Raw genomic sequence first — 20,823 nt, forward strand, 5'->3', positions numbered from 1 at the left:
ATCACTCTATCAATTAACTATAATCTGCAGGGCCATTTGCGCTGATTGCTCGACCAGTTTTCGCGATATCTGCAACAAGCATAATAATACTTACCCCAGACCGGTCGCCAAAACCTTGGTTATAAAAACCGGCCCGATTTGGATGTTTTTATCCTCTATCCGAATACAAGATTCAGCCAAGCTAGTCCTGCCCCCCGCCCCTACGATCTTGTCACAATTACACCAGCCACCGCCGCCTGATCGCACGGCCGCCGGCCGGTCGCGACCAAGGCTTGACCCCTGCGACGGCGAAGACCAAGTCGCTGCTGTTATTGGAAATATCGAACGCCGGGGGGCGCGGGTCATCAGGCGTATTATTACCATATTCGCCACGCTTCATTGTCTCGCGTTCATCGATCGTACCATGATTGGTGGCGCGTTGCCGTTGATGCGTGTGGACCTGCCGATGACCGATGCCGGAGCGGGTTGGCTGATCGGGACCGCGTTCGCCTTGCCGTATGGCGTGACCGCATTGGTGCTGGCGACGATCCTCCGTGGGCGGCGGGTATCGCTATGGTGGTTGATCGGCGGCGTGACGATCTGGACCGCTGCCACGCTCGTGACCGGCGCGGCACAGTCCACCGCCGCGCTGATGCTGGCGCGAGCGGGGCTCGGCATTGGTCAGGCGATGTTCGTGCCGGTCGCGATCGCCTGGCTCGTCGACGTTGCAGGCATCGACGGTCGCGCACGCGCGCTGTCGCTCTTCACGAGCGGGTCGACGATCGGGCGAAGCACCGCGCTGTTGACGATCGGCGCCCTGCTTTCGGCATTGACCGTCATCACCCCCGGTAATTCTGCAAGCGCTCTCGGCGGCATCGCGCATTGGCGCCTGCTCTTCATGATCACCGCGTTGCCGAACATCGTGATGATCCCGCTGCTCGCCGGTCTCCGCAAGAGAGACGCGCGCCACCGCTCCGTCGGGCCTGCGTTCGATGATCCCATGCCCGATATGCTCCCCAGCCCATCGGCGACTGCGCTACGAGCGCCACCCCGGGCGTCGGCACACGCCGGTGTCCAATGGGGGACCATCGCGCTGTTCTTTGCGGCGGCGATCATGCCCATAATGCTTATTCAGGCGATGGGCGCGTGGTTGCCGACTCTGTTTGTACGAGACCGCGGGATCCTGCCCGCCCAGGCGGCAATGCTGCTGGGGGCCATCACGCTATTCACCGCGCCCGCTGGCCAGCTTGCGGGCGGCTGGCTGATGACGCGCTTTGCATCCTGGCACCGTCATGTCCCGGCGATCATCCTGGTCAGCTTGATCGCAACATTGCTGCCGCTGGCGGCGCTGGTCTGGGCGCCGGGATTGGCGGGGGCGGCCGTCGGCGTGGCGATCGCGAACCTTACGCTCGGGATCGCATCGTTTTGCGGGCTGTTCGGTGTGCAAATGCTAAGTCCGGTGTCGGCACGCATCACCATCAACGGCATCTTCTTCGCGCTGGTCACGCTGGTTGGCGTGGGTATCGGACCGTTGCTGACGGGGGCGCTGGCGACCTTTGCCCATAGCGGTCCCGCCACGATCGGGGCGGGCACCATGTCCCCGGCCGGGGCGCTCGGCACCGCGTTATTCACGACAGGCGTCATCGCAAGCTGCGCCTGCGCCATGGCCGTCGGTGCGGTACGAGACCGCTATCGCCAGCACTGCGCCGTATGACCAGTCCCGAAACACCCGAGCGGGTCGCGTTCGACAGCGAGGCGTTGCCACCGGACGAGCGGATGGATCGCTATCGCGCATTATATGCGATCGGCGCTGACGTCACGCAGGTCGGTCCCAACCCGCGTGCGACGTTCGAGGCGTGGCGACTGGACCGCGCGCTGCTCTACGACCGGCGGCTGAACGACATAAGCCATAGTCGGAGCGAACAGCGGGTCGGTCACGACGGGTTCACGCACTGGACCGTCACCCTGGTATTCGAAGGCCTGTTGCAGGTCGATTTCGGCGATGGCATGCTGGACATCAGGGCCGGCGAAATCGTCCTGATCGATGTCAGCCGCGCGACACGCAACATGATGCGGCACGCGCGGATCGCGACGCTGGCGATCGCGCAAGACCGGATCGAGGAGACCGTAGGGCCGATCGGCGCGCTCCATGGGCGCGTGCTGGCCGCCGATCATTGCCGACTTTACGCCGATTTCGTCGGGTCGCTGCTATCCAACCTGCCAACGATGAAGACGTCGTCGCTTCCGGCTGCGACCTCCGCGCTGTGCACGCTGTTGAAGGTTGCACTGGAAGCCTATGGTCTACACGACGCAGTGGTCGAAGGCAGCCGCGACGGGCGGCGGCTTGGTCAGCTTCGCACGTTGGTCGATGGACGGCTGGGCGACCCGACCTTCGATCCCGAGACGGCGATTGCGGAAAGCGGCGTCTCGCGCGCAACGCTATACCGGATGCTGCGGCCGCAACGCGGGCTTGCGGCCTTCATACTTGCACGTCGCCTCGAACATGTTCGGCGGGCGCTCTCCAACGCCGCCGAACGGCGCTCATTCGCAGACATCGCGCTCGATGCAGGGTTAGTCACCGAAAGCCATGCGAGCCGTGCGTTTCTGGCCCGCTATGGGCTGCGGCCCGGCGGCTATCGGGCGGCGATCGCCACCGCCATCGCCGAGACGGATCCGATCGAGCAAATGCGGTTATGGCAGCAGGAACTGCGCTGATCTGCACGCGAAAGGTTTAGCCGCGCGCGGTCCAGGCCAGCCACAACCAGCCGCCGATCAGCAGTGCCCCACCGATCGGCGTGATCGCGCCGAACCAGCGCGGTGCGCCCAGCGCCATCGCGTACAGCGTCAGCGCAAAGATCGCCGCACCGACCACGAACAGCCACGCCGGCCCGCGCGCCTCCATCCGGATCGCAACCAGCGCCGCGACGACGTGGACGAGCTGATATTGCGCGCCGGTCTTCAACCATTCCGCGGCCGAGCCGGTCGCACCGTGCGCACCGAACGCCCCTGCCGCGACTGCGATCGCCCCGGACAATGCTGCGAGAATGGCGATGATCATTGCGTATCATTCCCCCAGGGAAAGCGTTTGGCAGTCTCGGCCCGCGCCGCGCGCATGTCGCCGGAGTCGATCTGCAACTGCAACCGCTCCTTGTCGCGCGACCGGTATTGCTCCTCCGCACGGTCGATATCCGCCGGCGACACGTCGAGCCCGCGCAGCGCCAGCCGCGCCATCTTCACCGCGGACTCCATCACTTCGCGCACCACCGCGGTCGCCGACGTGTTCTTCAACTTCACCAGCGCACGGCGATCGAACGCGCGGACGTAAATCGCGGCGTCCGGGAACGCCTCATGCACGCCCTCGATCGTGTCCGGATCGAGCTGGTCGCCGTCCATGCAGAAGCAGATGATCTCCGCCTCCGCCGCGCCCGCCTGTCGCAACAGGTCGAGCCGCGTGCCGTCGCCATAATAAACCTTCGCGCCGAACTCGCCGGCGATGTCGATCATCTCGATATCGGTGTCGATCAGCGTCACCGGGATATCCTGCGCGAGCAACATCTGGCCGACCGTCTGGCCGAACCGTCCATAGCCGACGATGATCGCATTGGCGCCGTCGACCTTGGGCCCGTCGCGCTCCTGCCCGTCGGCGATCGGCTCGGTCCGGAAGCGGCGTGTGATACCCATCAGGAACGGCGTGGTCGCCATCGACAGCGTGATGATCGCGCCGAACAGGCTGGCCGCCTGCGGTTCGATCAACAGCCCCGCCTGCGCCTGCGCGAACAGCACGAAGCCGAACTCGCCGCCCTGGCTGAGTAAAAGGCCGAGCGCGAACGCCTGCCGCCACGTCATCTTGAACGCCATGCCGATCAGCATGATCACGCTGGTCTTGGTCAGGATCAGCGCCGCCGCCATCGCCATCACGAAGAACGGCCGCTCGGCGATCGCGCCCAGGTCGAGCACCATGCCGACCGCGAGGAAGAACAACCCGAGCAGGATCGAGCGGAACGGCTCGACATCGGCCTCCAGTTCATGCCGATACGGGCTGTCCGCGAGCATCACGCCCGCGATGAACGCCCCAAGTGCGGTCGACAGCCCAAGCCATTCCATGATCGCCGCGCTGGCGATAACCGTGAACAGCCCAGCGAACACGAACATCTCGCGCTCGCCGAGATTGCCGATCAGCCGGAAGAACGGCCGCAGCAGGAAGCGCCCGGCGATCACCAGACCGACGACCGCCAGCACCGTATAGACCGCGAGCAGCCAGCCCGGCGGTGCGTTGGCATCGGCCGGGTTGCGGCTCATCGCCGCGACGATCGTGATCAAGGGCACGATCGAAAGGTCCTGGAACAACAGGATCGAGAAGGCGCGCTCGCCGAACGGCGTTCGCATCCGCCCCGACGAGCGCAGCATCGGCAGCACCTGCGCGGTCGACGAAAGCGCGAGCGGGAGCCCGAGCGCGAGCGCGGCGGGGAGCGAGAACTTCGCGCCGATCCAGACGATCGCGGTGATTGCGAGCCCGCAGATCGCGACCTGCAAGAGGCCGAGCCCGAAAATCTCCTCCTTCATCCGCCACAAGCGGGAGGGATTGAGTTCGAGACCGACGATGAACAGCAGGAGCGTGATGCCGAGTTCCGCGAACCCGAGCTTAGACTCCGCATCGCCGACCAGTCCCAGCACATGCGGCCCGACGACCGCGCCCGCGACCAGGTAACCCAGCGTCGCACCGAGCCCGAGCCGGCGGAACAGCAGCACGAACATCAGGCCGAAACCGAGCAATACGACGCCGTCGCGGAGCAGCGACGGGGCCGTACCCTCCGCCATCAGACTTTCGCCTTTGCAGCGGTGTCGGCAGCCTCGGCCGCGGCTTCGAAGGCGAGCCGGATCGAGGGGTGGCGCGCGGTATAGTCGAGCGCGGGGGTGAAGATATCCATCCCCGGCCAATCGGGCGCTTCGCCCTCGCGCGCAAGCCACGCGGTCAGCGCGTCGCGGGTCGCGGCGAGTTCGGCAGGGGTGCGGCCGAGGATGTTCGCCGCCAGCAACGACGACGACGCCTGCCCCAGCGCGCAGGCCCGGACCAGCAGACCGACCTCGCTGACGCGACCTTCGCCGTCCACCGCGACGTCGATCGTCACCCGGCTGCCACAGATCGGCGAGCGTTTCTCCGCGGTCGCCATCGGCTCGGGGAGGCGTTCGTGATACGGGATCGTCGCGGCAAGGCGGAGGATCTCGGCGTTGTAGAGGGGCGCGCTCATGGCTTTGGTTCGCTTGCGTTGTCGGATTTGGAAGGCGGCGTACGGGCGCCGAATACGGGCTGACCGCGACGACGACGGTCGACGAAATCGGCGATGCCCGCGCTGGTCGCGTTGAGCAGCGGGTAGGTCCGCGACCGGGTCATCCATTCCGGGCGGCGCGATGGTCCGCCACTCATCGTGTCGATGACCAGCGTCGCGAGCAGGAACACGAGGCTGGCGAGGATCAACCCTTTCAACGCCCCGAAGCCGAAGCCAAGCGCACGGTCAACCGGACCAAGTATCGAAGTCCGCGTCCGCGCCCCGATCGCATTGGCGACCAGCCGCCCGCCGATATAGGTAACGCCGGTGATGATCGCGAACGCGAGCACCGCCGCACCGCCGACCGTGCCGACCATCGGCGACAGCGCCGCGGCGAGCGGGATGTGGAACAGCTTCAACATCGCCACCATCGCCACCCAGGCGAACATCGACAGGACTTCGGTGACGAACCCGCGGATCAGCCCCAGCACCGCCGAGCCGGCGACGGCGAGCAGGACGACGATGTCTAGGGCGGAAAGGTTCATGGCTTCTGGAATAGGGACGCGGGAGGCGAACCGCTAGTGCGCGCTGCGCCCGACGATTCTTAGCGGTTCAAGCCGAAAACACCGTAGCGTTCGCGCCACGCGGCGACTTCGCCCTGCAGATGCCTGGGCGCTGCCTCTCCCGAGAGGACAAAGCCAGCGACGTCGTTGTCGGGATGCATCAGCATTTTCTCCGCCCCGTCGCTGAACCACACCGGGACTAGCTGGTCGCACACGGCGTCCAATACCGCCGCCGCCATGCCGTTCGCGATCGCATCGCTGCCGGCGAGCATACGGACATGGATCGAGACGCCTTCGAGACAGGTCTGCGGCTTGTCGACGAAATTGAGCGACACGAGCAGCCCGGACCGGTCGGGCCGAGCCGCGTCGGGCAGGCTCGCGACCCGGCGCCAGACGCAGAACCACGTCCGGCAGATGCGCGGGCGGATCGCATGGATACCGCACCCTTGGTCGCAGAGGTGGATGCACGGCGTTCCCGCGGGTTTGGCGAACTCGGGCGTCTTCACCGTCAGCTCGGTGCAGCACGCCGTGCAATCCCCGCACGCCCGATCAGGAAGGATCGGTCCCAGCAGCGCGGTTTCCACGTCGGCATGTGGTTGGGTCGGGATGTCACGCCGATCCACGGTTCAATTCCCTTCGGAATCCACCGTGAAGACCATCGGCTTGCCTCGAGACATCGGTTCCCATCCCGCCTGCAAGGCGGCCCGCACGCCGCGCACGATCGTCGCGTCGTCGATCTGGAGCCGCCCGCGTGGCAAGCCCTTCAACAGACGCTTAGGCGCGGGGAATTCCAGCAGCGCTTCGCGTTGCGCATCGTCCTGCAACAGCGAGATAGTCATGCCCTTCCAACCATCGGCATCCGTGTGCTGCGGCTCGCGCTCGAGGTTCCAATCGTATCGGGTGCCATCGACCTCGACAGTACCGGTATTGCTTTTCGTGTTCGCCATGCGAGCGCCATAGCATGGCTGTCGCGAGAGGCCATGCGTTCGGGGGTGGCGGATTTGCAGGACGCGGTGCCGTTGCGTGCGGTTTCATTAACCGGTGATCGCCCCCCCCACCGCCCCACCCCGGCGGAGGCCGGGGCCCAGTTGGAGAGGTCGCAGTAATTAAGCGCAGCGGTCGCCATCAGCGTCTCCCAACTGGGCCCCGGCCTCCGCCGGGGTGGGGCTCTTCTTGGGTCAAATCAGGCCGAACAATAAAAGGATGACAAGGACTTTAGAGCGCGAGTTATCCAATCGGATATCAACGGGCCGCCCACCCCGTCACTAACGCTGCCCTGTTCTCCCGCGAAGGCGGGAGCCCAGTCTGGATCCCCGCCTTCGCGGGGAAACAAGATTTTGAGCGCCTACCCCCGCCCCATCATGTGATCCACGAACGACGCAAGCGTCTTGAACCCCGAGAGCTTCATCCCGCTCTTCTCCCCCGTCATCGACGCCGGCACCAGCGCGCGCTCGAAGCCGAGCTTGCTCGCTTCCTTCAACCGCAGCGGGCCATGCGCGACCGGACGGATCTCGCCCGACAGCGCAACCTCGCCGAACGCCACCGCATCGACCGGCACCGGCCGCTCCGACATCGCAGAAATCAGCGCCGCCGCCACCGCCAGATCCGCCGCGGGATCCTGCACGCGGTACCCACCGGCGATGTTGAGATACACTTCGGCGTTGGAGAAGCTCAGCCCGCACCGCGCTTCCAGCACGGCCAGGATCATCGCGAGCCGACCTGAATCCCAGCCGACCACCGCACGTCTCGGCGTAGCGCCGGACGCCAAACGAACGGTCAACGCCTGGATCTCGACCAGCACCGGCCTCGTCCCCTCCAACGCCGGGAATACCGTCGCACCGGTCATCGCGTCGTCACGGTGCGTCAGGAACAGCGACGACGGATTGCCGACCTCCGCCAGTCCTTCGGTCTGCATCGAGAACACGCCGATCTCGTCGGTCCCGCCGAAGCGGTTCTTGATCGCGCGGAGGATGCGGTATTGGTGGCTCCGCTCGCCTTCGAACGACAGCACCGTGTCGACCATGTGCTCGAGCACGCGAGGACCGGCAATTGAGCCGTCCTTCGTCACGTGCCCGACCAGCACGACCGCGGTCCCGCGTTCCTTGGCAAAGCGGATCAGCTCCTGCGCCGAGGCACGGACCTGGCTGACCGTCCCCGGAGCGCCCTCGATCAAGTCGGAGTGCATCGTCTGGATCGAATCGATCACCAGCATCGCGGGCGGCTTGGTCTGCAACGTCGTCAGGATGTCGCGCGTCGACGTTGCCGCCGCCAGCTGCACCGGCGCATTGCCCAAGCCCAGCCGCCGCGCGCGCAGACGCACTTGGTCCGCCGCTTCTTCGCCCGATACGTACGCGACCGACTGCCCGGCCAGCGCCATCTTCGCCGCCGCCTGCAACAGCAGCGTCGACTTGCCGATCCCAGGATCGCCGCCGATCAGCGTCGCCGAGCCCTCGACGAACCCGCCGCCCAGCGCACGGTCGAGTTCGGCGATGCCCGTCGCCATCCGGTCGGGCAGCTTGATCTCCGCATCGAGCCCGACCAGCTGGATCGCTCGGCCGCCGGTCTGGAGATTATGCTTCGAATGGAACGGCGTGGCGGCGGTGTTCGCCTCCTCGACCAGCGTGTTCCACTCGTTGCAATCGGCGCATTGCCCCGCCCAGCGGTGCGACACCGATCCGCAGGCCTGACATACATAACGCTTCTGGGGTTTCGCCATGCGGCCGATGTACGAGAACGATACGGGAACATCAATGGCCGGCATACGACCTATGTTGCGGATTTAGTGGCGCTTGACGGCGCACGGCGTTATCCGCGCGATGATGCACGCCACCGACCTGCGCATCGCCCTGTTCAGCGGCAACTATAATTACGTCCGCGACGGCGCGAACCAGGCGTTGAATCTGCTCGTCGGTCATCTGTTGTCGAAGGGCGCGACGGTGCGTGTCTATTCGCCGACCAATGCCAAGCCGGCCTTCCCGCCGACCGGCGATCTGGTCGCGGTGCCGTCGTTGCCGCTGCCGGCGGGGCGCGGCGAATACAAGATGGCGCGCGGGCTGCCCGCGGCGATCCGCCGCGATCTCGACGCGTTCGCGCCGAACATCGTCCACGTGTCAGCGCCCGATTTTCTTGGCCACCGCGCGATCAGTTATGGACGCCGAAACGGTATCGCGACGGTTGCGTCGCTGCACACGCGGTTCGAGACGTATTTCCGCTATTACAAGATGGCGTTCTTCGAACCCGTGATGGTGAAGATCCTCACGCGCTTCTACAACCGCGTCGACGAAGTGCTGGTGCCGGGGCGCGGCATGGCGGAGATCGTCCGCGACTGGGGTGTGACAACGCCGACCGCGATCTGGTCGCGCGGCGTGAACCACGACCGCTTCGCACCGACGCGCCGGGACCTGGAGTGGCGACGCGCGCGCGGTATTGCAGACAGCGAGGTCGCGGTCGGGTTTCTCGGGCGGCTGGTGAAGGAAAAGGGTCTCGACGTCTTTGCGGACGTGATCCGAACGCTGGAACAGCGCGGGTTGCGTCACAAGGTGCTGGTGATCGGCGAGGGTCCGGCGCGCGACTGGTTCGCCGAGCGCGTGCCGGGCGCGGTCTTCGCCGGGTTCCAGTCGGGTGACGATCTCGGCCGCGCGGTCGCGTCGATGGATGTGTTCTTCAATCCGAGCGTGACCGAGACGTTCGGCAACGTGACGCTGGAGGCGATGGCGGCAGGTGTGCCGGTGGTCGCTGCGCGTGCGTCGGGTGCGGTCGGGCTGGTCGATGACGGCGTGACCGGGTTCCTGGTGCCACCGACCGATATCGCCGGCTACGCCGATGCGATCGGGCGGATCGTGTCGGAGCCGGGCCTGCGCGAGACGATGGGCTGGGCCGGGCATGACAAGGCCGCTGGCTATCTGTGGGATACGATCAACCAGACGGTGCTGGATACGTATCTCGAGGTGATGGCGCGGCGGGGTGGCTAAGTTGTCTGCCACGTGTACCTTTCGAATTCACCTTCCCCCCGCTCCCCTCCCCGTCACCCCAGCGAAAGCTGGGGTATCCCTGTTGGCGGGCGCCGCGACCCGAATGGGGAGATCCCAGCTTTCGCTGGGATGACGATCGAGGGCCGGGATGACGGTTTGGGGGACGATGTCAGACCGTCACCCAGTCGAACGTCAGCGGCGCCTCGCGGAAGGCGAAGCGGTCGAGGTGGCTCGACACCACCCCGCGCATCCGCTCGACGTCCTCGCCCTCCGGCACGGTCAGCGCGACGTCGAGCGTTTCGCTGTCGGCGCGCATCTCCAGCACCGCCCCGTTCGGGAAGGCGATGCGGCCCTCTTCCTCCGAGAAGGTGACCTCCATCTTGTGGCTCCAATGCTTGGCGAGCTGCTGGAGATACTTGCTGGCCGAATGCGTCGGCACCCTTGCAACCGAGACGCTCACTTGAGGCGCTCGATCTTCTGTGCGGCTTCGTCGAGCAGTGCCGCGACCTCGTGCAGCGTGTCCTCATTGACGTCCTCGCGCATCAGCCGGTGCTGGAGCACCTGCCGCAGATTGCCCATCGCCCGCCGGATTGGCGCGCCATCGGTCCGCTCGGATTCCGCCCCGACCGCCGCCAGCCGCGCGAACAGGCCGTCCACCACGGCCGCATTCTCGGCCAGATGCGCGCGGCCCTCGTCGCTCGCCGCAAAGCGCTTTTTCGCGCCTTCCGACTGCTGCTCCTCGATCAGCCCCATCTCGTCGAGCATGCTGAGCGTCGGATAGACGACCCCCGGGCTCGGCGCATAGCCACCGCCGGTCAGCCCCTCGATCTCGCGGATCAGGTCGTAGCCGTGACGCGGTGCGTCCGCGATCAGCTTCAGCATCACGAGCTTCAGCTCGCCGCCATCGAACAGCCGACGCCGACCACCGGAACCACGATGGCCGTGGCGACCATGACCTTCGTGGCCGGGGCGACCGCGGCCTTCGCCGTCAGCCCGCGGACCACCGGTCCAAGCTCCATAACCCATACCAAAACGCATTTGAGTGCTCTCCGATATATCTTCATTCATGAGTTGCGATATATCGCAGAATGTTTCTGATTCAAGAGGCGGGTGAAATAAGATTCGCTTTTTCACGTCTGTCATCCCCGCGGAGGCGGGAGACCCAGACCCTCGGACCGAGCGAGCATGCATAGCAGTCAGCCAGTATGGATCCCCGCCTGCGCGGGGATGACGATGCGTGTGAAACTGACAATACGTGCGAGGAAGACTAGCGCGCGCATGCATTGCGGACGGATGGGCAAACCGGTCGCCCGCCCCTATCTTGCCGGAATGGCCGACCTCTTCGCGGGCTTCGAACCCGCCGCCCCTACCGAAACGCACCCCGAAAACGCGCCGCTCGCCGACCGCCTGCGTCCGCGCACGCTGAGCGAGGTGGTCGGGCAGGATCACATCACCGGCCTCGAAGGCGCGATCGGGCGGATGGTGTCGGCAGGACGGCTGTCCTCGATCATCCTCTGGGGGCCCCCCGGCACCGGCAAGACCACGATCGCGCGGTTGCTCGCCGATGCGGTCGACCTGCGGTTCGTCGCGATCTCCGCGGTGTTCTCCGGCGTCGCCGACCTCAAGAAATCGTTCGCCGAAGCGCGCGAGCACGCCAAGATCGGCAAACGCACGCTGTTATTCGTGGACGAGATCCACCGCTTCAATCGCGCGCAGCAGGACGGCTTCCTCCCCTATGTCGAGGACGGCACCGTCACGCTCGTCGGCGCGACCACCGAGAACCCATCGTTCGAACTCAACGCCGCGCTGCTCAGCCGCGCGCAGGTGCTGATCCTCGAACGCCTCGGCCGGGGTGCGCTCGAACAGTTGCTCGACCGCGCCGAGACGGAGATGGAGCGCCCCCTCCCCCTGACCCCGCCCGCCAAGGACGCGCTGATCGCCAGCGCCGATGGCGACGGCCGCTTCCTGCTCAACCAGGCGGAGACGTTGTTCTCGGTAAACCTGCCCGAACCGCTCGATCCCGCCGGCCTCTCGAACTTCCTGCAACGTCGCGTCGCGGTGTACGACAAGGACCGCGAGGGGCATTACAACCTCATCTCCGCGCTCCACAAATCGATCCGTGGGAGCGACCCGCAGGCGGCGCTCTATTATCTCGCGCGGATGCTGACCGCGGGCGAGGAACCGCTGTTCCTGCTCCGCCGCCTGACCCGCGCCGCGGTCGAGGATATCGGCCTCGCCGACCCCCAGGCGCTGGTCCAGTGCATCGCCGCCAAGGACACCTATGATTTCCTCGGCAGTCCCGAAGGCGAACTCGCGATCGCCCAAGCCTGCGTCTATCTGGCCACGGCGCCCAAATCGAACGCGGTCTACAAGGCGCAGAAGGCGGCGTGGAAATCGGCGCGCGAGACCGGCTCGCTGATGCCCCCCGCGTCGATCCGCAACGCACCGACCAAGCTCATGCGCGATATCGGCTACGGCAAGGGCTATGCGTATGATCACGATGCGGAGGATGCATTCTCCGGCTCGGATTACTGGCCCGACGAGATGAGCGCGCAGACCTTCTACACGCCGACCGAACGCGGGTTCGAGAAGCGCCTGTCGGAACGGCTCGCCTATTGGGATGCCTTGCGCACCGAGAAGAATGGCTGAGCCACGGTTTACGCGGTTTGCGGCGATCGACTGGTCCGGCGCGCAGGGGCATCGCCACAAGGGCATCGCGGTCGCGATCTGCGAAACCGGTGATGCCGCGCCGAGACTGGTCCCGCCGCCGGGAGCGTCGGCATGGTCGCGCGACGATGTCCTCGACTGGTTGATTGACCAGGACACGCCGACGCTGATCGGCCTTGATCTCTCCCCCGCGTTTCCGTTCGTCGATCTGGACGGTTATTTCCCCGGCATGCCCGACAGCCCTCCAGATGCCCGCGCGCTCTGGGCAATGGTCGACGACGCCTCCGCCGCCGATCCGCACCTTGCCGTCGCGAACCTGCTCACCAATCCTGAACTCCGCCGGCACTTCCGCCAGCACCGCGATTGCGGCGACCTGTTCCCCGGCGGCGCAGGCCGGATGCGCGTCTGCGAGCACGGCCAGCGCGCGATGGGCTTTTCGCCGACAAGCTGCTTCAACCTCGTCGGTGCGGCGCAGGTCGGCAAGTCGAGCCTCACCGGGATGCGCGTCCTCCACCGCCTCGCCGGTCGCGTCCCCGTCTGGCCGTTCGATCCGCTGCCGCCAAAGGGGCCGGTCATCGTTGAAATCTACACCACGATCGCCGCGCGCGCTGCCGGCATCCGCAAGGGCCTCAGCAAGATGCGCGATGCGGGCGCGCTCGATACCGCGCTGGAGGCGCTCGGCAGCGCGCCCCATGATCCGCTCGCCCGCTATGATGATCACGCCACCGACGCGATCCTGACCGCCGCCTGGCTCCGCACGGCAGCGCATCGCCCGGACCTCTGGACACCAAGCGCAATGACACCGCATATTGCGCAAACCGAGGGCTGGACCTTCGGCGTGTCTTGAAGCATTGGGCGGTTAGGCCTGACACGCACCGGGCCGGTTTAGCTCAGTTGGTAGAGCGCCAGTTTTGTAAACTGGATGTCGCGGGTTCGATTCCTGCAACCGGCACCACCCCTTCCAAATACTGTCGTACGCGATCTCCTCCCTTGCCGCACCCGCGCCATAGCCTTATCGAATGGCAACAAGACCAATCTGATACCGGGGAGCAACGGATGGCGCGACGTAGCGGAAAGATTGGCGCCGTCTAGCGCTGATGATGATGTCCGCGAGCTTGGCGATCGCGGTGCCGAGCCATGCATTGGGACATCCCGTAACGCGCCCCGCAATCTTCCCGGCGCCCACTTCGATGGTGCTGACATCGGGCACACTCGCCTTGGGCACCGCCGTCGTGTTGATCACAGCGCCGGGTACCGATCCGGAGACCGTTGCCCGGGTCCGCGACATCCTGACGGCGGCGGGGGTGAAGACGATCACATCGGCGCGCCGGCTGCCCGTCGCGCCCGATCGCGTTCACCCCGATCGCGTTCACATCGTCCTCGGCCTTGGCGACTCAGGCGTCGTGCGCGACTCGCTATCTCGCAGCAAGGCCACGCTGGAGACGCATACCGAAGGCTACACCCTCACCACGGTAGCGGCCGGTGCGGGCATCGTCACGCTCGCCGGTCACGACGCCGATGGCCTGTTCCACGCGGTCCAGACGTTCCGCCAGCTCGCCCGGCGCCCCACCCTGCCCGCGTTGGTGATCCAGGATCACCCCGCAATGCCGATCCGCGGCACGATCGAGGGCTTTTACGGCGCGCCCTGGTCGATGACGGATCGCACCAAACATCTCGACTTCCTCGCCACGGTGAAGGCGAACACCTATGTCTACAGCCCGAAGGACGATCCATACGCGCGCGATCGGTGGCGCGAGGCCTATCCCACCGCGACGTTGTCATCGCTGGGCACGCTGGCCCAGACCGCGCGGCGCAATCATGTCGACTTCGTCTACGCGGTCTCGCCCGGGCCATCGGTCTGCTTCTCGGACCCCGCCGACGTGCAGGCGCTGGAACGCAAGTTCGACGCGCTGCGAGCGATCGGCGTCGGCAGCTTCTACGTCGCGCTCGACGACATCGAATATACCAAGTGGAACTGCGAGCGCGACAAGACCGCGTTCGGCCCCTCGGGCGCGGAAGCGGCCGGCGTCGCGCAGGCGCAGTTGCTCAACGCGGTGCAGGCCGGCCTGAGCACCAAGGATCCGGGTGCGCGCGCGCTGATCATGGTGCCGACCGAATATTACGACGCGAAGGAAACCCCGTACAAGGCGGCGTTGCGCAAGCATCTCGACCCGCGGATCGTCGTCCAGTGGACCGGCACCGACGTCGTCCCGCCGGCCATCTCGATCCCCGACGCCAAGGCGGCGACCAAGGCGTTCGGCCGCAAGACGCTGTTGTGGGACAATTATCCGGTCAACGACTATGCGCAGACTACCGGTCGGCTGCTGATGGCACCCTATACGCGACGCGAGGCCGGACTGTCGGGCGAACTGACCGGCATTCTGTCGAACCCGATGAACCAGGAAGCACCGAGCCGCCCGGCGGTCACCGGCGTGGCCGCGTTCGGCTGGAACGACACCGCGTACGATGCCGAGCGGACCTGGCATTTTTCCGCGCGGGAACTGGCGAGCGGCGACGATCGCGCGACCGCGGCCTTGCTCACCTTCTTCGATACGCAGCACATGGCGCCGACCTTCGGCAGCCAGCCTTGGCAGGAGCAGGCACCGCGACTGAAGGCAGCGCTCGACGCGGTCCGGGAAGTGCTGGCGGACGGCGATGCGGCGGCGCGGCAGCGGGCGATCGCGGACCTGACCACGCGTGCCGACGCAATCGCCAACGCGCCCGACATCATCCGCTCCGGGACGATCGACCCCGGCTTCGCGGCGCAGGCGCGGCCTTGGCTCGATGCGATGCAACGCTGGGGCCGCGCGCTCCAGTTGACGGCCGCCGGCCTCGGCTCTGCCAATAGCGGCAGCACTGCCGCCGCACGCTATTTCGCCGAGGCGCGGACACTGGCGCGCGAGGCGGCTGCGATCACGACGATCCCCGGCGCGACCCGGTTCGATGGTCCGATCAAAATCGCGGACGGCGTGCTCGACGCCTTCGTCAGCGACGCGCCGACCCTAATTGCCGCCGCGCCGGCAATCGAGGCTGACGGCGCGGTACCGGTGCGATCCGATGGCCCAAAATGACCGGTCCTCAGCCGAGGCTCGCTGGCTGACGCTGACCCGCGACATCCTGCCGACCGCGGCGCCGACGCGTGGCTGGCCGGTCCGCGCCGATCATTGCTTCCAGCGTATCTTCCTCGACAACGCCTGTGGCGGCGTCTGGTACGACTTCATACCCGATCGACCCGCCTATGCGCGCGCCGACCGCGTCGTGCTCGATCGCGCTATCGCGCTCGCCGAAGCGAGCTTGGCAGGCGAACTGGATCTGGCCGTACTCAATCGGCAATCGCTGGCGTGGCGAAGGGCTCGCGCCGCACGCAAATGACGCCCGTCACCCGCAGCAGCGTTTGGACTTCTTGCCCGATCCGCATGGACAGGGATCGTTCCGTCCCGCTTTGACCGGCGCTGCGCCAGCCGTTGGCAGCGGAACGGCGGCAGCTGCCCGCAATCGGGACGCATGGAGCTGGAGGACACTCGTCGCGAGATCGGCCGGTGCCTGGTCCTCGCGTTCGTTGATCTCCATGCTGTCCAGCGCGCTTTCATTGCGCGCGATCGCGATCAGCACCGACAGACGCGCGAGACCGTCGACCGCCCCGGCATCGTCGCCAGCCGCTACCGCGTCCCAGCTTTCGGGCCGCAATGCCATCGCTTCGGCGAACCCGTCGATCCACAATTCCCAAAGGATGTCTCCGGTCCGCTCGTCCACGTCGAAGATAGGACGCAGCTTGCCACGCTCCAGATCGCGGGCGATCTCGGCGTATCGTGCCATGACGGCATCGACGAACCATTGCACGTCGAGCGGATCCTCGAACGGCGCGATGCCGGTTTCATCGAGCCCCCATATGCTCTGCAGCCATTCGCCTTGCTCGATACGCTCGGGTCCGACCAGCAGCCCGGTGAGAAACCCGTCGAGCTCAGTCAGCAGCATCGGCTCTTCGAGCGGCAGGTCGGCGAGCGCATCGTCGAGACGACGGAGTCGGGACGGGCGCTGCTTCATGCCCCCAGGCACCGTGTCGTCGTCGTCACAGGCTCAAATTCCGTTTGGTCATTTCGGCTGCCGCCATCGCGGTCAGCGGCGCGCGCGTTGCTCGAGCGAAGATATCCGCCAGATCGAGCAGGTCCTCGTCGTTCAAGGCGGTGATCGACGCCTCGATTTCCGCCAGGCACAAGACCGCCCGGTCATGCTCGATCATGCGTCGCTTGATACGGGATTTCAACATTGTCAGGCCGATAGCAGGAGGGGATGGAAAGACAGACGCGGATACAACCAGCTTTGGGGGCAGCTTTGGGGGGCGCCCCGGTAGATGTTACACCCCTTTGGGAGACCTTCGCTTGGTCTGTTTGGCGGTGTTCGCGCGCTCTTCGGCTCCCAGCCGCTGCCAACGCTCGAATCGGGCACGCGTGAGATGTCCCGCTGCGATCCCGGCCTGAACCGCGCACCCGGGTTCGACGCTATGCGAACAGTTGGAAAAACGACACTCCTCCGCAGCCGCGACGAAATCGTCGAAGATCTCCGCGATCCCGGTGGCCGCATCGGCCAACTGCAATTCGCGCATGCCCGGCGTATCGAGCAGCCACCCTCCCTGCGCCAGCCGGTGCATCTCGCGCACCGTCGTGGTGTGGCGGCCGGTGGAGTCGTTCGCACGAATGGCCTGGGTCGCGATGCTGTCCGAGCCGCGTAGCGAGTTGACCAGCGTCGACTTGCCGACCCCGGACGAGCCGAGGAACGCGACGGTCTGGCCGGGGCCGCACCAGTCCGCGAGGCCGGTGACGGCATGTGGATCACGCCCATTGACGATCTCGACCCGCAGGCCGGGCTCGATCGCTCGAGCCGCCGCGACGTAAACGTCCGGTGTGTCGGTCAGGTCCGCCTTGGTCAGCACGACCACCGGGGTAACCCCCACGTCGTGCGCCAGCACAAGATAGCGCTCGAGCCGCGCAACGCTGAAGTCTTCGTTGCACGAAGCGACTAGGAATACCGTATCGACGTTCGCGGCAATCATCTGCTCGCGACGCGGATCGCCCGGCGCGCGACGCTTGAACAGGTTCTTGCGGTGAAGCACGCGGATCGGCAACCCGGTCGACGTCTCGATCAATACCCAGTCGCCGACGGTCGGATGATCGTCGGTCGGTTGCGCCCCCGCGATATAGGGCGTCACGAGCTGCCGGCCGCCGGCTCCCGCCACCGCGATCTGACCACGATGGACCGACATCACTCGGACGGGATGACGGTCGCGCAGGTCCTCGTCCGACAGCTGGGCGCTGAAATGGTCATCCCAGCCAAGATCTTCCAATGTCTCGTCGGTCGGCATCATAGGGCGCAGCGGCATCTTTCTTCACGACGGTTCGCGATCATCGTAGGGCGGGCTCACCGATATGGCGATCCTTGCCCGGTATGACACGCTCGGCTCTGCGAAGCGACCATGCAGGGCATCCGGCGGGACGGCAAACCGACAACGCCCGGTTTACTGGTCCCGGTTATTGGTCCCGGCTCACTGGTAATGCGTGACCTTCTCGAAGCCATCGTTGAGCTTCACCATCCGGATCACCTTCTTTGCATAGCTGCGGACGTGGCGGTCGAAGCGCGTGTCATCGTAGACTCCGCGCCAGATATAGTCGTCCCGCTCCAGCAGCGCGCGGAGGAGGTTCGATACCGCCTCCTGCGTATCCAGCGATGCCTTGGCCTTCAGGATCAGCGAGCAGACCATCTCCTCGGCGCTTGCCTTGTCGCAATCGTCCTGAAGCTCCCGCCCGCCGCGCTCCGCGACGACTTGATCCGCGCGCGCCGCAACGACCCGGCTTTCGAGCCATTTGCGGGCCACCGCCCCGTGCCAGGTCTTTACGATCTTGTCCGCCACACGCTTCTCGCATTCTCTCGCACGCGACGCAGGCCTGCCGACGTTTCCCGGCCGGCCACGGTGATCACGCCAGCCGACCGCCGCCGATACCACCGACGCTCGGCCAGGTACACCGCGCCTTGGGAGGGCCGGAGTTGAGCTCGCGTGCCGATTGACCTAGATCTGTCGCGCTACCCGAACGCATCCGCATCACGCGGTGACGGCTCCGGGGCGAATTGGGAGAGGTGCCGCATGGACCAGCAACCAACGCACCGGTTTGTGCCGGACGGGTCGATCGGGCGCATCATGATGCCGGGGGCGATCCGATGATCCTGCTGATACTTGCCGCGCAAGCCGCCACGCTGGGCGCGACCAATTACAGCGTCGATGCACCGATGCCCGTGCCCAAGAGCCGCCCGAGCTTTGCCGACGAGTTCGACGGCAAGGCGATCGACCAGACCAAATGGCGCTTCGACGTGTCGCGCAACGCCGAAGGCTGGTACAATCACGAACGCCAATATTATGCCAAGAACCGTGCCGAGAATGCGCGGATCGAAAACGGCGCGCTGGTCATCGAGGCGCGGCGCGAGACGCTGTCGAAGGCGCGATTCGCCGATTGGGGCGGTCAAGCATATACCTCAGCCAAGCTCGTCTCGCGCACCCCGCGCGGGTATGGCTTTTACGAGGTTCGCGCAAAACTGCCGTGCGGGCGTGGCAGCTGGCCGGCGATCTGGCTGCTGCCGTCGGGCGGAAAATGGCCCGACGAGGGCGAGATCGACATCATGGAGATGGTGGGCTGGGATGCCAATGTCGTCCATGCCACGCTTCACACCGCGGCATTCAATCACACCAAGGGCACGCAACGCGGCGCGCAGATCGGACTCGCGACCGCCTGCACGGCATATCACCGCTATCAGCTCGACTGGCGCGCGGATGCGATCACGATCGGTGTCGATGGCCGCGCGATCATGCGCGTCGCCAACGACCAGCCCGGCGGCAAGGCGGCGTGGCCGTTCACGCGCCCCTATGACCTGATCCTCAACCTCGCGGTGGGTGGCGACTGGGGTGGCCAGAAGGGGATCGACGACGTGGCGTTTCCGCAGCGGATGGCGATCGATTACGTCCGCTACTGGCAGCGCTGACCGAAGCCCCCTTCACCGGCGCCCCTGCGCGAAGAGGATGACCAGCCCGCCGCACAGCGTCAGTGCGGCGAGCACGAGCATCACCCCATCGAAGTCGGTCGGCGTGGCAAGTGCCCAGGTCAGCGTCGGTCCAAGCAGGCCGGGCAGCGTGTTGGTCAGGTTGAGCAACCCGAGATCGCGGCCACGATGGCGGGGGTCAGGCAACAGCTGCATCGCGAATGATGCGTGGAGCGCCAGAAACACCGACGTCCCGGCGCTGTAGACGCAGAACGCGACCGCACCGCCCATAAAGCTCTGCGCGCCCGCCATTCCCAATAGTCCGGCAGCCGCGACGACGGTTGCCGCGAAGAGGAACGGCTTGGTCCGACCCGAACGATCGGCAAGACGACCGACGAAGACCGCGATCGGCAGCGGCACCGAATAGGCGACGATCATCACCGTTCCCATCCGCGCCGCGATCGTCGCTGGTGCGACTGTCGGCGCGACGCTTTCGAGATAGTAGAAGAAATAGACGAACAGCGCGCTGCCCGCGATCTGGACGAACAACCGCGCGGTCCAGGCCAGCGCCAGGTCGCGCCGTAGCACCGCCCTCGCCGGCCGTGGCGGATCGTCCGGCACCACCGGCTGCGCGTGCTGCAGCAACAGAGGCATCGTACAGGCGACCACTACGAGTGGCACGATCGCCAGCCGCGCCGTCTCGCCGAGCAGGGCGGTTGCCATCAACGCCGCCGCCAGCGCCGCGGCGACCGGGCTTGCCACCGCGAGCAGACCGCCGGCTAGCCCCTTCTGCGCATCGGGCACCTCGTCGGCCATGATCGCCAGCAGCGGCGCGAGCACTGCGTTCACCGCGACCTGGAACGTCACAACCGACAGGATAAGACCGGTCGACGACGTCGCCGCGCCGATCGCCGCATAGGAAAGCGTCGTGGCGACGAGCCCGCCGGCGAGCCACCTGCGACGCCCGCCGCCGTGGGCCACCGATCGGTCGCTCAGCCAACCGAACGCGATGTTGGCGACGCTGGCCGAAAGCGCGCCCGCAACCACGATCATGGTGAGGACGCCCAGCCGCCCTGCCCCGGCGACGGCAGCGACCTTGATCGGCAACAGCAACGTCAAGAACGGCAGGTAGCCGATGACTCCACCGACATAAGCGAGCGCGAAAACCAGCAGAAAGCCGGTTGACCGACGGTCGGGTAGCGGCGCGGTCGGGAGAGCGGGATGGCGCGCCATTGCGCTGTTCCTAGGCCGCTCGATACCAGCAGGGCAACCTCCGTCCGTCGCCAACACGGTCGTCTCTGAGGCCCTTGGCGCGACGCATTGCATCGCCGCACGACCCGACGCGCAGCCCCT

At 66.2% G+C, this 20,823-nt stretch carries 22 protein-coding genes and 1 tRNA gene; 9 read left to right on the forward strand and 14 right to left on the reverse strand.

Annotated features, from left to right (window positions below):
* Positions 1-142: 142 nt before the first annotated feature.
* Both C8J46_RS12375 and C8J46_RS12380 read left to right on the forward strand, forming a co-directional pair.
* Positions 143-1,693 carry an MFS transporter gene (locus tag C8J46_RS12375; RefSeq protein ID WP_132739446.1) on the forward strand — a complete coding sequence of 517 codons (1,551 nt, stop codon included), beginning with the start codon at positions 143-145 and terminating at the stop codon, positions 1,691-1,693.
* A complete protein-coding gene (locus C8J46_RS12380) occupies positions 1,690-2,694 on the forward strand; it encodes a helix-turn-helix domain-containing protein (RefSeq protein WP_132739449.1) in 1,005 nt (334 codons plus the stop codon). The genes C8J46_RS12375 and C8J46_RS12380 overlap by 4 nt, the downstream gene beginning before the upstream one ends.
* A 16-nt stretch (positions 2,695-2,710) precedes the next feature.
* Here C8J46_RS12380 and C8J46_RS12385 read toward each other — a convergent pair whose 3' ends face one another.
* From C8J46_RS12385 to radA, 7 genes are all read right to left on the reverse strand, one after another.
* A complete protein-coding gene (locus C8J46_RS12385) occupies positions 2,711-3,037 on the reverse strand; it encodes a DUF423 domain-containing protein (RefSeq protein WP_132739451.1) in 327 nt (108 codons plus the stop codon).
* A complete protein-coding gene (locus C8J46_RS12390) occupies positions 3,034-4,797 on the reverse strand; it encodes a cation:proton antiporter (protein ID WP_132739454.1) in 1,764 nt (587 codons plus the stop codon). Before C8J46_RS12390 ends, C8J46_RS12385 begins: the two co-directional genes overlap by 4 nt.
* Complete coding sequence (locus tag C8J46_RS12395; RefSeq protein WP_132739456.1) at positions 4,797-5,228, reverse strand: iron-sulfur cluster assembly scaffold protein; 432 nt, start codon at positions 5,226-5,228, stop codon at positions 4,797-4,799. The genes C8J46_RS12390 and C8J46_RS12395 overlap by 1 nt, the downstream gene beginning before the upstream one ends.
* Positions 5,225-5,791 (reverse strand): CvpA family protein, encoded by a 567-nt coding sequence (locus C8J46_RS12400; RefSeq protein WP_132739459.1) that lies wholly within the window; start codon positions 5,789-5,791, stop codon positions 5,225-5,227. The genes C8J46_RS12395 and C8J46_RS12400 overlap by 4 nt, the downstream gene beginning before the upstream one ends.
* Before the next feature lie 59 nt (positions 5,792-5,850).
* Complete coding sequence (locus C8J46_RS12405; RefSeq protein ID WP_243643352.1) at positions 5,851-6,432, reverse strand: YkgJ family cysteine cluster protein; 582 nt, start codon at positions 6,430-6,432, stop codon at positions 5,851-5,853.
* Between the two features lie 3 nt (positions 6,433-6,435).
* On the reverse strand, positions 6,436-6,756 hold the full coding sequence (locus C8J46_RS12410; protein WP_132739462.1) for a hypothetical protein: 321 nt from the start codon (positions 6,754-6,756) through the stop codon (positions 6,436-6,438).
* 398 nt (positions 6,757-7,154) lie between these two features.
* Positions 7,155-8,525 carry a DNA repair protein RadA gene (gene radA, locus C8J46_RS12415; RefSeq protein WP_056052850.1) on the reverse strand — a complete coding sequence of 457 codons (1,371 nt, stop codon included), beginning with the start codon at positions 8,523-8,525 and terminating at the stop codon, positions 7,155-7,157.
* Between the two features lie 103 nt (positions 8,526-8,628).
* Between radA and C8J46_RS12420 the strand changes: the two genes are divergently transcribed.
* Positions 8,629-9,780: a glycosyltransferase family 1 protein gene (locus tag C8J46_RS12420; protein ID WP_132739670.1), complete on the forward strand. Its 1,152-nt coding sequence runs from the start codon at positions 8,629-8,631 to the stop codon at positions 9,778-9,780.
* 169 nt (positions 9,781-9,949) lie between these two features.
* Here the strand turns inward: C8J46_RS12420 and C8J46_RS12425 are convergent, their stop codons facing one another.
* Complete coding sequence (locus C8J46_RS12425; RefSeq protein WP_132739465.1) at positions 9,950-10,240, reverse strand: DUF2218 domain-containing protein; 291 nt, start codon at positions 10,238-10,240, stop codon at positions 9,950-9,952.
* The gene (locus tag C8J46_RS12430) at positions 10,237-10,818 is read right to left on the reverse strand and encodes a PadR family transcriptional regulator (RefSeq protein ID WP_132739468.1); all 582 of its coding nucleotides are present in this window, start codon (positions 10,816-10,818) and stop codon (positions 10,237-10,239) included. Before C8J46_RS12430 ends, C8J46_RS12425 begins: the two co-directional genes overlap by 4 nt.
* A gap of 291 nt (positions 10,819-11,109) precedes the next feature.
* On the opposite strand from C8J46_RS12430, the gene C8J46_RS12435 reads away from it, so the two are divergent.
* From C8J46_RS12435 to C8J46_RS12455, 5 genes are all read left to right on the forward strand, one after another.
* A complete protein-coding gene (locus tag C8J46_RS12435; protein WP_132739673.1) occupies positions 11,110-12,429 on the forward strand; it encodes a replication-associated recombination protein A in 1,320 nt (439 codons plus the stop codon).
* On the forward strand, positions 12,422-13,294 hold the full coding sequence (locus C8J46_RS12440) for a hypothetical protein (protein WP_132739470.1): 873 nt from the start codon (positions 12,422-12,424) through the stop codon (positions 13,292-13,294). Before C8J46_RS12435 ends, C8J46_RS12440 begins: the two co-directional genes overlap by 8 nt.
* Before the next feature lie 32 nt (positions 13,295-13,326).
* Positions 13,327-13,402: transfer RNA gene (locus C8J46_RS12445), tRNA-Thr, on the forward strand.
* A gap of 142 nt (positions 13,403-13,544) precedes the next feature.
* Positions 13,545-15,518, forward strand: coding sequence for a beta-N-acetylglucosaminidase domain-containing protein (locus C8J46_RS12450; protein ID WP_132739473.1), 1,974 nt, complete (start codon positions 13,545-13,547; stop codon positions 15,516-15,518).
* Positions 15,505-15,819, forward strand: coding sequence for a GCN5-related N-acetyltransferase (locus C8J46_RS12455; protein ID WP_132739476.1), 315 nt, complete (start codon positions 15,505-15,507; stop codon positions 15,817-15,819). The genes C8J46_RS12450 and C8J46_RS12455 overlap by 14 nt, the downstream gene beginning before the upstream one ends.
* A gap of 6 nt (positions 15,820-15,825) precedes the next feature.
* Here the strand turns inward: C8J46_RS12455 and C8J46_RS12460 are convergent, their stop codons facing one another.
* The 4 genes from C8J46_RS12460 to C8J46_RS12470 all read right to left on the reverse strand — a co-directional run bounded on the left by C8J46_RS12460 (position 15,826) and on the right by C8J46_RS12470 (position 18,352).
* Positions 15,826-16,491, reverse strand: a complete 666-nt coding sequence (locus C8J46_RS12460) for a UPF0149 family protein (RefSeq protein WP_132739479.1) — start codon at positions 16,489-16,491, stop codon at positions 15,826-15,828.
* A 25-nt stretch (positions 16,492-16,516) separates the two neighbouring features.
* On the reverse strand, positions 16,517-16,714 hold the full coding sequence (locus C8J46_RS20840) for a hypothetical protein (RefSeq protein WP_165886517.1): 198 nt from the start codon (positions 16,712-16,714) through the stop codon (positions 16,517-16,519).
* Between the two features lie 87 nt (positions 16,715-16,801).
* The gene (gene rsgA / locus C8J46_RS12465) at positions 16,802-17,824 is read right to left on the reverse strand and encodes a ribosome small subunit-dependent GTPase A (protein WP_243643353.1); all 1,023 of its coding nucleotides are present in this window, start codon (positions 17,822-17,824) and stop codon (positions 16,802-16,804) included.
* A gap of 162 nt (positions 17,825-17,986) precedes the next feature.
* Entirely contained in the window at positions 17,987-18,352 is a 366-nt protein-coding gene (locus C8J46_RS12470; RefSeq protein ID WP_132739482.1) for a hypothetical protein, read from the reverse strand.
* Between the two features lie 305 nt (positions 18,353-18,657).
* Here C8J46_RS12470 and C8J46_RS12475 point away from each other — a divergent pair, with 305 nt between their 5' ends.
* The gene (locus C8J46_RS12475) at positions 18,658-19,473 is read left to right on the forward strand and encodes a glycoside hydrolase family 16 protein (RefSeq protein ID WP_132739485.1); all 816 of its coding nucleotides are present in this window, start codon (positions 18,658-18,660) and stop codon (positions 19,471-19,473) included.
* Positions 19,474-19,485: 12 nt separating this feature from the next.
* Here C8J46_RS12475 and C8J46_RS12480 read toward each other — a convergent pair whose 3' ends face one another.
* A complete protein-coding gene (locus C8J46_RS12480; RefSeq protein WP_132739488.1) occupies positions 19,486-20,703 on the reverse strand; it encodes an MFS transporter in 1,218 nt (405 codons plus the stop codon).
* Positions 20,704-20,823: the final 120 nt, after the last annotated feature.

It is taken from the genome of Sphingomonas sp. PP-F2F-A104-K0414 (assembly GCF_004340945.1).
Lineage (GTDB): Bacteria > Pseudomonadota > Alphaproteobacteria > Sphingomonadales > Sphingomonadaceae > Sphingomonas.

Bases quoted from the DNA above. Each gene is read 5' to 3' on its own strand.
- C8J46_RS12440 (WP_132739470.1), top strand. From the start codon at position 12,422: ATGGCTGAGCCACGGTTTACGCGGTTTGCGGCGATCGACTGGTCCGGC.
- C8J46_RS12420 (WP_132739670.1), top strand. From the start codon at position 8,629: ATGCACGCCACCGACCTGCGCATCGCCCTGTTCAGCGGCAACTATAAT.
- C8J46_RS12380 (WP_132739449.1), top strand. From the start codon at position 1,690: ATGACCAGTCCCGAAACACCCGAGCGGGTCGCGTTCGACAGCGAGGCG.
- rsgA (WP_243643353.1), bottom strand. From the start codon at position 17,824: ATGCCGCTGCGCCCTATGATGCCGACCGACGAGACATTGGAAGATCTT.
- C8J46_RS12385 (WP_132739451.1), bottom strand. From the start codon at position 3,037: ATGATCATCGCCATTCTCGCAGCATTGTCCGGGGCGATCGCAGTCGCG.
- C8J46_RS12480 (WP_132739488.1), bottom strand. From the start codon at position 20,703: ATGGCGCGCCATCCCGCTCTCCCGACCGCGCCGCTACCCGACCGTCGG.
- C8J46_RS12430 (WP_132739468.1), bottom strand. From the start codon at position 10,818: ATGCGTTTTGGTATGGGTTATGGAGCTTGGACCGGTGGTCCGCGGGCT.
- C8J46_RS12395 (WP_132739456.1), bottom strand. From the start codon at position 5,228: ATGAGCGCGCCCCTCTACAACGCCGAGATCCTCCGCCTTGCCGCGACG.
- C8J46_RS12390 (WP_132739454.1), bottom strand. From the start codon at position 4,797: ATGGCGGAGGGTACGGCCCCGTCGCTGCTCCGCGACGGCGTCGTATTG.
- C8J46_RS12460 (WP_132739479.1), bottom strand. From the start codon at position 16,491: ATGAAGCAGCGCCCGTCCCGACTCCGTCGTCTCGACGATGCGCTCGCC.
- C8J46_RS20840 (WP_165886517.1), bottom strand. From the start codon at position 16,714: ATGTTGAAATCCCGTATCAAGCGACGCATGATCGAGCATGACCGGGCG.
- radA (WP_056052850.1), bottom strand. From the start codon at position 8,525: ATGGCGAAACCCCAGAAGCGTTATGTATGTCAGGCCTGCGGATCGGTG.
- C8J46_RS12450 (WP_132739473.1), top strand. From the start codon at position 13,545: ATGATGATGTCCGCGAGCTTGGCGATCGCGGTGCCGAGCCATGCATTG.
- C8J46_RS12410 (WP_132739462.1), bottom strand. From the start codon at position 6,756: ATGGCGAACACGAAAAGCAATACCGGTACTGTCGAGGTCGATGGCACC.
- C8J46_RS12375 (WP_132739446.1), top strand. From the start codon at position 143: ATGTTTTTATCCTCTATCCGAATACAAGATTCAGCCAAGCTAGTCCTG.
- C8J46_RS12455 (WP_132739476.1), top strand. From the start codon at position 15,505: ATGGCCCAAAATGACCGGTCCTCAGCCGAGGCTCGCTGGCTGACGCTG.
- C8J46_RS12435 (WP_132739673.1), top strand. From the start codon at position 11,110: ATGGCCGACCTCTTCGCGGGCTTCGAACCCGCCGCCCCTACCGAAACG.
- C8J46_RS12475 (WP_132739485.1), top strand. From the start codon at position 18,658: ATGATCCTGCTGATACTTGCCGCGCAAGCCGCCACGCTGGGCGCGACC.
- C8J46_RS12400 (WP_132739459.1), bottom strand. From the start codon at position 5,791: ATGAACCTTTCCGCCCTAGACATCGTCGTCCTGCTCGCCGTCGCCGGC.